Source organism: Alcaligenes sp. GW821-FHT11D07 (assembly GCF_058808495.1).
In genome coordinates this window covers 506806-519006 of sequence record NZ_JBXART010000001.1, presented here as the reverse complement: position 1 = coordinate 519006, position 12201 = coordinate 506806, and the positions used below count along the sequence as shown (strand labels likewise).

General features: G+C 55.6%; 10 protein-coding genes and 1 other RNA gene. 9 read left to right on the top strand and 2 right to left on the bottom strand.

Features of this window, described 5'->3' with window-relative positions; all coding sequences use genetic code 11:
* Positions 1–38: 38 nt before the first annotated feature.
* A complete protein-coding gene (locus tag AC1RSM_RS02360; protein ID WP_492929104.1) occupies positions 39–689 on the top strand; it encodes an FMN-binding negative transcriptional regulator in 651 nt (216 codons plus the stop codon).
* An 85-nt stretch (positions 690–774) separates the two neighbouring features.
* Positions 775–1110 carry an H-NS histone family protein gene (locus AC1RSM_RS02355; protein WP_492929102.1) on the top strand — a complete coding sequence of 112 codons (336 nt, stop codon included), beginning with the start codon at positions 775–777 and terminating at the stop codon, positions 1108–1110.
* Between the two features lie 155 nt (positions 1111–1265).
* Here AC1RSM_RS02355 and ssrA read toward each other — a convergent pair.
* Positions 1266–1627, bottom strand: a transfer-messenger RNA (tmRNA) gene (ssrA, locus tag AC1RSM_RS02350).
* 145 nt (positions 1628–1772) lie between these two features.
* Between ssrA and sstT the strand changes: the two genes are divergently transcribed.
* The 7 genes from sstT to AC1RSM_RS02315 all read left to right on the top strand — a co-directional run bounded on the left by sstT (position 1773) and on the right by AC1RSM_RS02315 (position 8481).
* Complete coding sequence (gene sstT, locus AC1RSM_RS02345; RefSeq protein ID WP_492929100.1) at positions 1773–2999, top strand: serine/threonine transporter SstT; 1227 nt, start codon at positions 1773–1775, stop codon at positions 2997–2999.
* 180 nt (positions 3000–3179) lie between these two features.
* Positions 3180–3809 (top strand): LysE family translocator, encoded by a 630-nt coding sequence (locus AC1RSM_RS02340; RefSeq protein ID WP_492929098.1) that lies wholly within the window; start codon positions 3180–3182, stop codon positions 3807–3809.
* A gap of 40 nt (positions 3810–3849) precedes the next feature.
* Positions 3850–4353 carry a nucleoside 2-deoxyribosyltransferase gene (locus AC1RSM_RS02335; RefSeq protein ID WP_492929096.1) on the top strand — a complete coding sequence of 168 codons (504 nt, stop codon included), beginning with the start codon at positions 3850–3852 and terminating at the stop codon, positions 4351–4353.
* A 180-nt stretch (positions 4354–4533) separates the two neighbouring features.
* Positions 4534–5370: a MurR/RpiR family transcriptional regulator gene (locus tag AC1RSM_RS02330; protein WP_492929095.1), complete on the top strand. Its 837-nt coding sequence runs from the start codon at positions 4534–4536 to the stop codon at positions 5368–5370.
* A gap of 357 nt (positions 5371–5727) precedes the next feature.
* Complete coding sequence (locus AC1RSM_RS02325; protein ID WP_492929093.1) at positions 5728–6039, top strand: DUF485 domain-containing protein; 312 nt, start codon at positions 5728–5730, stop codon at positions 6037–6039.
* Positions 6036–7700: a cation/acetate symporter ActP gene (gene actP, locus AC1RSM_RS02320; RefSeq protein ID WP_492929091.1), complete on the top strand. Its 1665-nt coding sequence runs from the start codon at positions 6036–6038 to the stop codon at positions 7698–7700. The genes AC1RSM_RS02325 and actP overlap by 4 nt, the downstream gene beginning before the upstream one ends.
* 118 nt (positions 7701–7818) lie before the next feature.
* Positions 7819–8481: a LuxR C-terminal-related transcriptional regulator gene (locus AC1RSM_RS02315; protein WP_492929089.1), complete on the top strand. Its 663-nt coding sequence runs from the start codon at positions 7819–7821 to the stop codon at positions 8479–8481.
* On the opposite strand, the gene AC1RSM_RS02310 is transcribed toward AC1RSM_RS02315, so the two are convergent.
* Complete coding sequence (locus AC1RSM_RS02310; RefSeq protein ID WP_492929086.1) at positions 8468–11911, bottom strand: hybrid sensor histidine kinase/response regulator; 3444 nt, start codon at positions 11909–11911, stop codon at positions 8468–8470. The genes AC1RSM_RS02315 and AC1RSM_RS02310 overlap by 14 nt on opposite strands.
* Positions 11912–12201: the final 290 nt, after the last annotated feature.

Here is a 12201-nt window from a genome sequence, read left to right as displayed (position 1 = left end):
GCAGACCTCAACCCGCCAGAGCTACACAAACCATTGCTATGTATATACCGGCCCACTTCAACGAATCACGCCCCGAAGTTCTGCACGAGCTGATCGCGCAGCATCCCTTAGGAATTCTGGTCGCCCACGGCAAAAGCGGCTTAAGTGCCAACCACCTCCCCTTTATGCTGCACGCGCAAGAAGGCGAGCAAGGAGTCTTGCACTGTCACGTGGCCCGAAACAATCCCGTGTGGCAAGAACTGGCGAACGGCGACGAAGCCATGGTGATTTTTCGCACAGAAGATGCCTACATCTCCCCGCAATGGTTTCCCAGCAAGCACGAAACCCACAAGCAAGTGCCATCCTGGAACTACGTCGTGGCGCATGCCTATGGGCGGGTGACGATACGGGACGATGAGCGCTATGTACGCGGCGCGGTAGCTCGACTGACGCGTATTCATGAAGCTAGCCAGCCCGTGCCCTGGAAAATGACAGATGGCCCCAAAGACTATATCGACGCGATGTTAAAGGCGATTGTGGGCATCGAAATTGAAATTACCCGCTTGATTGGGAAAACCAAGCTAAGTCAAAACAAGGATGCACGAGATATGGAAGCGGCAGGCAAGGCGCTGAGCAGGCAGGGAGATCACGTCATTGGGGAAGCGATGCTGACCATCGCAGCGGTTAAACGGGCACAAGCCGGGGAATAGTAAAAATCAAGGAGCTGAGCCGCCGCTACGCTCAAACAAACAATCTGGACATGGAACGCTAACTAACTCGTTTTATTGGGACATCATGGCTAAAGAACTCATCACCGTAGCGGAAATTAAAACTGAAATTTTGCGCCTTCAACGTAAAGCGCAGAGCATCACGCAAAAGACAAAAAATTCGGTTCTTGGCGAGATCATCCAGATGATGCAGGATCACGATGTCAGCATGGAGGAGATTAGCAAGGCCCTAAATCGCCCACCCACCAAAACGCCTGTTCCAAGCCCGGTGAAATATCAACATCCTGACGGACGCACCTGGTCCGGCAGAGGCCGCAGGCCCGCCTGGATCAAAGCCATGGATGCGGAAGGACAGTCGCGTGAGATTTATCACGTTGCAGACAGCTTGGCCGAGCACGAATAAGGCTGCCTTCATCCTTGAACGGCCCCGCCGCAGCCTTTGCCTGTGGATACGCAGCACTTGCCCAAAGCCGCGCCAGGGCAAGGTCTGCGTACTCTTTGCGCCCCAAAAGCAAGAAACCCAATAGCCGTTAAGCTATTGGGTTTCTTGGGATATTTTGGTGGAGTCGGGGGGAATTGAACCCCCGTCCGCAAGCCATCCACAGACAGTTCTACATGTGTAGTCAATTAATTTTAAGTTTTAACCTTGGACTGTGCCAATTGACAGGCCTTTCCTTGGCGATCCACTGAGTTTTAGAACCGGACTACGTGGCACAGGCCGATTCGATTCTTTGTAAATAACACTGCTGTAGGTTGCCCTACCTAACCCAAAGACAAATTAGTGCAGTGGCCCAGCCTTAAGCGGCTAGAGCGAAACGCTCGTCGTTGGCGTTTATAGTTTTCCAGTGGATTTACGAGCGTACTGGTGCTCGACACGCCCTGATCTGCTTCTTGACCCACGTCGAAGCCATGTCGACCCCATGTGGATTAGCAACCATATCACAAGGGCTACGAAATGTACAGCGTCCGGTGCTAGAATAGCGTCTTCACAGGCGCTCTGGCTGAGTTTCAGCCAGAGCGTTTTCACGTACTTCACACCTACCCATTTGTTTGGAGTCGCTTTTCATGGCCCACCCCGCCAAGCAAGCCAAAGGCCCGTTAGGATTCATCCTGCATGGCAGCCTCGTTACTCAAATTGTGATCGGCCTGATCGCCGGTATCTTGTTGGGACACTTTCTCCCCAGTGCCGCTGACTCGATCTCTTTGCTCGGTCAGCTTTTTGTCTCTGCCCTGAAGTCGGTTGCCCCAATCTTGGTCTTTGTGCTGGTGATCTCCTCCATCGCCAATCAAAAAAGCCAATCCAATACACGCATGGGGCCTATCCTCTTGCTGTATCTGCTGGGCACCTTCTTTGCCGCCCTGACCGCCGTGGTTGCCAGCTTCCTCTTCCCAGTCAAACTAACGCTTGATCTAGCCAACACCACCCTGAACCCGCCCGGTAATATTGCCGAGGTCATTCTGGATCTGTTGACCAGTGTGGTCGTCAATCCGGTACAGGCCCTGCTGGATGCCAACTACATCGGCATTTTGGCCTGGGGTATTGCATTGGGCTTGGCCCTGAAAAACGGCTCTGATGGTACACGCAGCTTTTTGGGTGATATGGCGGATGCCGTGTCCTCTTTGGTGCGCTTGGTGATCCGCTTTGCACCGGTAGGTATTTTTGGTTTGGTAGCCGCGACCATCGCGGACTCAGGCTTTGATGCTCTGCGCCAATATGGTGTGCTCTTGCTTTTGCTGGTGGGCTGCATGCTGGTGGTCGCACTGGTCATCAACCCCTTAATTGTGTTTGCCAAGCTGCGCCGCAACCCCTACCCGCTGGTGTTCACCTGCTTGCGCGAAAGCGGCATTACCGCTTTTTTCACCCGCAGCTCTGCCGCCAACATCCCCGTTAATCTAGCTTTGTGCGAGCGCCTGGGTCTGGATAAAGACACCTACTCGGTATCCATCCCGCTGGGCGCGGCCATTAATATGGCAGGCGCTGCCGTCACCATTTCCATTCTGACGCTTGCCGCTGTGCACACCCTGGAAATCCCGGTTGACCTTCCAACCGCCCTCTTGTTGAGCCTGGTGGCGACCGTTGCCGCTTGCGGCGCCGCTGGCGTGGCCGGTGGCTCTTTGTTGCTGATTCCCCTGGCATGCAATATGTTCGGGATCTCCAATGATGTCGCCATGCAAGTTGTTGGTGTGGGCTTTGTGATCGGTGTCGTTCAAGACTCTGCGGAAACCGCAGTAAACTCCTCCACAGACGTCATGTTTACGGCTGCCGCAACACTCAAGCCCGGCCCCGCCTGATTGATACCTTTATGCAAAAGGCCAGCCATCAGGGCTGGCCTTTTTTGTATGCGTCGCTCACACTTTACGGTCTAGCCCAAGCATATTGCATACGCCCCCCTTACGTAGAAACAGCCCCCGGCCTCATCAACAGTTCTGGTGCATGCTTCTTTACCCTGCCTGTCATCAAAGGTGCCTCCGATGGATTTAGCGACCCTTTCTCTATATATCCTTGCCGTAGCCGCTGTGACCGTCATTCCGGGGCCAACCATGCTGCTTGCGCTCAATAATGGCGCGCTGGGAGGCAAACGGATCGCGGCCTGCGGTATTGCAGGTGCAGCGCTCTCGGACTTGATCTTGATTGCGGCGGTGGGCTGCGGCCTGGGTGCGATTCTGATGGCTTCCGAACAACTCTTTACCATCGTGAAATGGGTCGGCGTCGCGTATCTGATGTATCTGGCCTATGGCCTGTGGCGTGCTCCCATCAGCCCGATTCAGGCCGACACCGCCACAGCCCCTCTTTCCGGCCGTGCCGCCTTCCTGCGCTCTTTATTGGTGGCTTTGTCCAATCCCAAAGGGCTATTGTTCTTTTCCGCCTTCTTGCCCCAGTTCATCCGTCCCGAAGGAGCATTGGCCGCTCAGTACATTACCCTGGCGCTAGTGACAGCACTGATCGATGTGGCCTTGATGAGCGTCTATGCCGTGGGAGGCCATCACGCCATGCGACTGCTATCGGGCAAGGCAATGCGCTATGTAAACCGAGGGTGTGCAGGCATGCTGGCGGGTCTGGGTCTTGCACTGAGCCTGTACCGACGCAGCGACTCTCACTAAACATCACCCCAAAACTGTTCGTTTAGCTAAAGGAACTTCGATGAAGCGCATTTATTTAGCAGGTCCTGATGTCTTTTTCAGTGATGCCAGTGAACGGGCCAAACAACATAAACAAGCCGTGCGTAACTTTGGCTTTGAGCCCCTGCACCCGGTGGACCAAGACGAGAGCGAAGCTGCAGCTATCTATCATCACAATATCCGTCTGATCGAGCAGGCAGATGCAGTGCTGGCCAATATCACGCCCTTTCGGGGTGCAGAAATCGATACCGGCACTGCCTTTGAAATTGGCTATGCCGTATCCCAAGGTCTGCCGGTCTTTGTTTACCGCAGCACAGCGGATACGGTTCTGGACACCGTGCGCGAACATTACAGCCCGGTTGTTCTGGACCCAGCCAGCCAAATCTGGCGTGATCGCAATGGCGCTTTGATCGAAGACTTTGGGCTGACATCCAATTTGATGGTTGCGATCAGCACTCAATTTGTTCAAGGATCGTTCAACGATGCCTTGCAGGCCGTGAAGGATTATTTCAAGGCGATCAGCTAATTCATTCACATCAGAATTTGCATCATTCAATCAAGCGACTACATTCAAACGCCCTTGAAATTAAACGGATTAAACGCCCCAGACAATCAGCTATGATTCAGGCCTTCAAAGCACGCTCAGAAACGACACCCGCCGCACCCCGCTGTAACTGATAAGCACACAGGGCACTGCCCAAGCACTATGCAAGACCTTAGCAACATCTCTTTTCTTGATCGAGTCCGCGCCATTATTACGGACCTGCCCGCCTCCGAGCGCCGCCTGGCCCAATTCACATTGGATTTCTCGGGTGATCTGTCTGGCTACAACGCCTCGGAGCTGGCCGCGTTGGCACATATCTCTAATGCCACCGTCACGCGTTTGATCCGCCGTTTGGGCTACACCAGCTACGAAGCCGCCCGCAAGCAAATCCGATCAGAAAAGACGGAAGAATCTAACAGCAGTGCAAACCTGCTCTCCTTCCCCAGTGATGCGCTTTTAAGCTCCCATCTTCAAGACAGCTACAGCAAACTGGGCAATACCTACCGACACCTCTCCCCGCAAGTGCTGCAAGAGGCCAGTCAGGCCATCAGCACCGCCCGCCAAGTCTGGGTCATGGGTGTGCAGGCCAATTACTTTTTGGCCGGCCACTTTTACTGGCATTTGTCTAAATTCATTCCTGGCGTGCGGCTCATTCCTGGCCCTGGCCAAAGCGTCTCCGAATATTTGGCTGACATCAGCCATCAAGACGTCATTATTATTTTTGATCTGCTCCCGCGTGCTGCCCACCTGCCCGACTTAATCCAGCGACTGGAAGCGCGCTGCCCAGCCATTGTTCATATTAGCGATCAAGACTACAAAGAGCGCCCCCGCAGCCGCTGGCCCCTGCCCTGCCAAGCAGGACTGGATCAACAAGTAGACAATCCGGTAGCCGTCGCCAGCCTGTCGCATCTGCTGCTCAGCCAAATTCTGAAGGCACGGGGCTTAAGCCAGCAAGACACTCAGGAAAAACGGCTGGAGATGGCGGACGAGCTCTTTTGAGGGCACCCGCCGCCTAAGGGAAATCCGTCTCCCGTAAGACTTCCTCAAGAATCTCTCACTAAATCCGCGTCAACCCAAGCGTCACTCGGACGCTTTGCATCCGTACCAGCAGACATCCCCGATTTGATAGCAAAGCGGCACCCACGCTGGACTCTGCCGGCTGGCCTTGCCCGCTTTTGCTAGCCACCACTTCCCCCTCCGCCCCTTCGTCTACGACCAAAGTCGCCTATGGCACGCGCTGGATTCGTTCTATACATGCAGTACATAGAGCGCCCCCAAGCGCCAACTCCATCTGCACGACCCAGTGCTTATGGAGCGTCGATGCTCAGAATCATCAACCCATAAGGAGACATAACGATGAACTCAGCCAACACTGTCGTAGCGGCAGTGACCGCCCACCCCGCCTATCAAGAACTACTTAGAAAACGCAACCGCATGAGCCTGATTTTTTTCGGCTTGACCGTGGTTATTTACGCGGGCTTTATCTTGACCCTGGCGTTTGACCCAGAACTTTTCAGCCGTTCAGTAGGCTCCATGACCATGACAATCGGTGTGCTTAGTGCCGCTATTGTTCTGGTCAGCGCTGTCGTGCTGGTTTCCACCTTCGTCTACATTTCCAACAAGGTCTACGATCCCTTGCTCGCACAAATCATGAGGGACGTGACATGAAAAAAACACTTTTCGGTCTCAGCCTGTTTACCTTGGCCAGCGGCAGCGCAGCGGCTGCCTCTGCTGGCCAAGCCAACACCTCTGCCATTGTCATGTTCCTGGTCTTTATTGCAGGAACCATGGGCATTACCTGGTGGGCGGCTCGTCGCACTCGAACCACCTCGGACTTTTATACCGCCGGTGGCGGTTTGACCGGTTTTCAAAACGGCTTGGCCATCGCTGGGGACTATCTGTCGGCTGCGTCGTTCCTGGGGATTGCGGGCATGGTGTACGTCAGCGGTTTTGACGGCATGATCTACGCCATTGGCTTTATGTTTGGCTGGCCAGTGGTGATGTTCCTGATTGCCGAGCGCCTGCGTAACCTGGGCCGCTACAACTTTGCGGACGTCACCTCGTTTCGCTTGGCCCAGAACCCCATGCGTATTCTGGCTGCCAGCGCTTCGCTCTTGATCATTGCGCTGTACCTGATCGCCCAAATGGTCGGAGCAGGCAAGCTGATCGTTTTGCTGTTCGGTCTGGACTACAACGTGGCCGTGGTGATCGTGGGCTCGCTCATGATGATCTACGTGACCTTCGGCGGCATGACAGCCACCACCTGGGTACAAATCATCAAGGCCGTCCTGATGCTGGTAGGCGCCACATTGATGACTCTGTTAGTGCTGGCTGCGTTCTTCTGGGATGTAGACGCGATGCTGGCCGAAGCAGTTGCCACTCACCCCACGGGACACGCCATTCTTGAACCTGGCGCCGCCGTCAGCAGCAACCCGCTGAACGTGCTGTCTCTGGGTATTGCTCTGGCTTTCGGTACCGCTGGTTTGCCGCATATTCTGATGCGCTTCTTCACAGTGGCCGATGCCAAAGAAGCCCGTAAATCCGTTATTTACGCCAGCAGCTTCATTGGCTACTTCTACCTGCTGACCTTCATTATTGGTTTTGGTGCAATTGCACTGTTGGTCAAGCATCCGGAGTACTTCCAAACAGGTCCGGACGGCTCCTTCAATATGCTGACCAACCTGATTGGTGGCACCAATATGGTGGCGGTGCACTTGGCCAATGCGGTTGGTGGCAATCTGTTGCTGGGCTTTTTAGCAGCGGTTACCTTCGCCACCATCGTGGCTGTGGTAGCGGGTTTGGCTCTGGCCGGTGCGGCTGCCATCTCGCATGACTTGTATGCCAACGTGATTGCCAAGGGCCGTGCTACTGAGAAAGACCAGATGCGTATTTCCCGCATTTCCACGGTCGTTCTGGGTGTCTTGGCAATTTTGCTGGGCATCATCTTTGAAAACCAGAACGTCGCCTTTATGGTGGGCCTGGCCTTTGCCATCGCTGCCAGCGCCAACTTCCCGGTTCTGGTGCTGTCCATTGCCTGGCGCGGTTGCACTACCCGTGGCGCGACCATCGGTGGCTTCCTGGGTCTGGTGACAGCAACTGGCTGGGTCGTACTGAGCAGCACGGTCTGGGTGGATGTATTCGGTTTTGCCGAGCCCATCACTCCTTTCCCGAACCCAGGCATCCTGTCCATCCCGCTGGCATTCTTCTCGATCTGGCTGTTCTCGACCTTGGACAAGAGTGCTCGCGCTGACAAAGAACGCGATGCTTTCGACGCCTTGACGGTACGTAGTCAGACCGGTATTGGTGCTGCCACGGCCAGTTCTCACTAAGCAACTGAAGTAGTTATTCTGCATAAGGAAACAGGGCATTTCGATGCCCTGTTTTCACTCCAAGACCCAGCCTTGGGTACGAACCTTTTCAACAATCAGGACATGGCATAATCCCCTCATGACTGAATTGCTAATCGCTGATGATCACCCTCTGTTTCGTGAAGCTTTACGCGGCGTCGTAGCCAGCCTGTTTCCCACCGCGGCCATCTACGAAGCTGATCGCATATCCACGCTTTATCCGCTGGTTGATGATCACCCCGATGCCGACTTGCTGCTGCTGGATCTGGATATTCCAGGAGCAATCGGATTCAGTGCTTTAGTCCATTTACGCGCCACCTATCCCTCCCTGCCCATTATTCTGGTCACCGCCCATGAGCAGGCCCGGTTTATGCGCCGCGCCATGGATCATGGTGCCATGGGATTTATCCCCAAGTCCATTGATGTCCAAACACTGGGCGTGGCCCTGCAAGTGGTTCTGGATGGCGGCACCTGGTTGCCTGAATTGGGCTCCTCCGCCCCCGGCATCAGCGTTGATGAGCGCGAGGCCGCTGCAAAATTGCGCGAGCTTACCCCCCAACAGTTTCGTGTCCTGCAAATGGTCAGCACGGGGCAACTGAACAAGCAGATTGCCTACGAACTCAATGTGTCCGAGGCCACCATCAAAGCCCACATGACGGCCATCTTGCGCAAGCTGGGTGCCTCAAACCGCACCCAGGCCGTCCTGATGGCCAACTCGCTGGGCCTGAACCAGGACGAGTCCACCGAGACTAATACTTTTTAATCTGCGCTGTCAGAAAAGCCCGCAATGAGGCGGGTTTGACGGGTTTGGTCAGAACCAGATAGCCGTATTGACGTGCTGCCGCTTTCAGTTCGTCGCTACCATCCGCCGTCAATAAAGCGCCTTGAGCGTGGGGCAGGTATTGCCGCAATAATTGCAAAGCCTGCAAACCATCCAGACGGTCGTGCAAATGGTAGTCCACCAGCAGTACATCGGGGCTCATCGCTATCTTTTCCAATGCAATATCTACCGTATTGGCGGTAATGATCTCTGCCCCCCACCGGCTCAGCAGCACCTCCATACCGGCCAGGATATCAAGATCGTTATCCAGGCAAAGTACCCGCAAGCCACGTAGCGCCTGCCCATCATGCACCTGAGAGACTTCGCCGCTTTGCTCGTTATGAACAATAGGTGCGCGGCTCAAAGGCACGCGGATGGAGAACATGCTGCCGTGCCCAACCTCGGAGCGCACATCCAGCGTATGCCCCAGCAGCACCGCAATGCGCTGACAAATCGACAGTCCCAAACCTAGACCCCGGCCATCCCAGTCAAAAGCCTGCTCATAGCGGTGGAACTCGGCATAGATTTGCTCGATGTGATGGGGCGGTATGCCCTGGCCGGAATCCCAGACTTGAAAAGCCAACTCATCGCCCCGTATGCGCGCGGCAAGAATAATCCGCCCGTCCTGGGTGTAGCGCAAGGCATTGGCCAGAAAGTTCTGCAACACGCGGCGCAAGAGACGATGATCGCTATAGACCTGCGCCGGGCGGGCATGGATGCGCAGCTGTATGCCGCGTCGGGCCGCCATGGGCGCATATTGATCCGCCAGATGCTGCAGCAATTGCCGCACATTAATTACACCCAGCTCCGGCTTCAAAGCCCCCGCATCCAGGCGGGAGATATCCAGCAAGCCCTCCAGCAACTCCTCTGCTGTACGCAGTGAAGTATCCACTCGCTCGGCCAGATTGGGCATTTCAGCGCTGTCGCGCGTGTCACGCAGCGCAGAAGCAAACAGACGTGCTGCATTAATGGGCTGCAGCACGTCATGACTGACTGCAGTCAAGAAACGGGTGCGGGATTCCTGCGCTTTTTCCGCCTCTTGTGTACGTGCCGCCACGCGCTGCTCCAGGCTATCGTTCATGTCGCGCAGCTCGCGTTCTACGCTTTTATAGTGCGTGATATCGCTATAGCTGGTGACATAGCCGCCGCCAGGCAGTGGGCGTCCACGCAGCTCGATCACCTGCTTGTCATTCAACATGCGCTGGGCTACATACGATGAGCCTTCGCGCATGAACTGAACACGCCGCGCTATGGCTTGCTCTAGACCAATACTCTCGACTCCATCCACTTTGCCTCGCTCAGCATTAAAGCGAATCAGGTCTGCCACCGAACGGCCAACGTACAACATACTGGGCGGATAATCGAACAGTTGCTGGTAGCGCTGATTCCAGGCGACCAGGCGCATATCCGCATCCACCACGCTGACACCCTGATCAATGTTTTCCAGCGTCGCCAGTAGGATGTCCCGGTTGAAACGCAGCTCTTGCCCAGCCTCATCCAGCACCGCCATAATGGCGGCCACTTCCATGCCCGAGCCTCGCAATGCGCTGGTCAACACCAGACGGGCCGAAGCCGCTCCCACCGCCGCTGCCAGCAGCAACTCGGTAAAGTGCACCCAAGCCGTGTTGGCGCGCAAGCCCGGTTCAATCGACTGCTTAAGCTGCCTAGCCTGCGCCTCAAACGCCCGCCCAGCCATTTTCTTGCCCACAATACGCTCGGCCAGCAGCAGCAAATCGTGAACCGCCAAATCCCCATAGGAATGCCTGGAAGCCAAGGTCTGGCGCTCTGCATAAGGGTTTAGAAAGGGCTCTGCACGCAAGCGATCACCCAAGCCAGGACGCTTGCGCCAAGACACCCATAAAAATGCGCTGATATTGCACAGCAGGGACCAGAAGGTACCATGCGTCAGCGGGTCCCATCCCTCTACACCAAAGAGCTGATACGGGCGCAGCCAGGACAGACCAAAGGGCCCATGATGAATCCAGTCATCCGCCAACCACCCTACTTCCGTCAAGGTTGGCAGCAGCAGGGTGTAGACCCAGATACCGAAGCCCAGCAGCAAGCCTACTTCCACCCCTTGTCGGCTGGCACCGCGCCAGTACAGCCCGCCGATCAGTCCAGGACCAAACTGCGCAACTGCCACAAAGGCCATCAGCCCATAAGCAGCCAATGTCGTATCACTGCCGCTGAGCATGTAATAGCCATACGCCACACCCGCCAGCACCATGATGGCTACCCGGCGTATCCAAAGCACAGTAGAAGCCACCGTGCTTTGCTGATACTGGGCCCAGCCCCTGCGCAACAACAAGGGCATCACCAAGTCATTACTGACCATGGTCGACAAGGCAACGCTGGTGACTATGACCATTCCGGTCGCCGCAGAAAAACCGCCGATGTAGACCATTAATGCCAGCCCAACCTGATTTTGTGACAGCGGCAATGCCAGCACAAAACTGTCTGGGGCCACCCCGTCCGAACCCATTCCGAACAAGCTGACGCCAGCAGCAGCAATCGGCAATACCATGACGCTGACCACAACAAGATAGGTCCCGAACATCCAGCGCGCCCGGCGTATATCCACCACATCACCGCATTCAACAATGGCCACATGGAACTGGCGCGGCAAACAAATAATGGCGGCAAAAGCCAGCAAAGTCTGTCCTACAAAACCCACCGGGGGGCTGCTCTCGAACAAGGTACTGACAGCGCCAACCATATTCAGATCCGACTTGCCAAACCAGCGGACTGCAAACAGGCCTACTGCCACCAGAGCCACCAGCTTCACCACGGATTCAAAAGCCACTGCCAGCATCAAACCTGGCCTGTGCTCCGTCGCATCCACCTGCCGCGTTCCAAACAAGATGGAAAACAAGGCCATCAGGATCGCCACGTATAAGGCCGGGTCGCCCAGCACACTGGAATGAAATTCAGTGCCGGCCAATACGCTCAGGCTCAAGGCAACCGCCTTGTACTGCAGGGCCAGATAAGGGACGGCAGCCACCACTGCTACGCCGGCCACCATGGCTGCCAAGCGCTGAGAGCGCCCATAGCGGCTGGCCATGAAGTCGGCAATGGAAACCGTATTTTGCGATTGAGCAACCAGGGCAAGCCGTTCGATGATCCGCCAGCCAAACAGCAGCATCAGCAAGGGCCCCAGATAAATGGGCAGAAAGCCTATCCCATAGCGCACCGCAGACCCCACAGCCCCATAAAAGGTCCAGGAGGAGCAGTACACAGCCAAGGCCAGGCTGTACACCATAGGGCGCAACCAGGGACGTTGGGTATATAAGGGATTACGATCCCCAAACCATGCAATGGCAAACAAGATGGCGGCGTAAATCAAAGAAGCCAACACGACCCAAGCCGGCGTCATCAGCACTGTCTCCTACTTTGGTATAACGCGATGATTTTTCTCGCGATTGTGAGTAATACTAAGGTAGTTCCCGCTGGATCACAGCTATCTGGTCTAAGGCTTAATCCCTATACCCGAAATCAATTTCACGGCGGATCTATACGGGGGCAAACAAGACAAGCAGCATGAACTGCACAGAGGAGACAAGGCTCCAGCAAAGAGAGCACCCCGACCTGTTCTTGCCAGCGGCGCAGCGCCTGCTTGCCCACACGCCCGCGCCTTTGGATTGCCTGCAAGGCAATGGCGCAGGT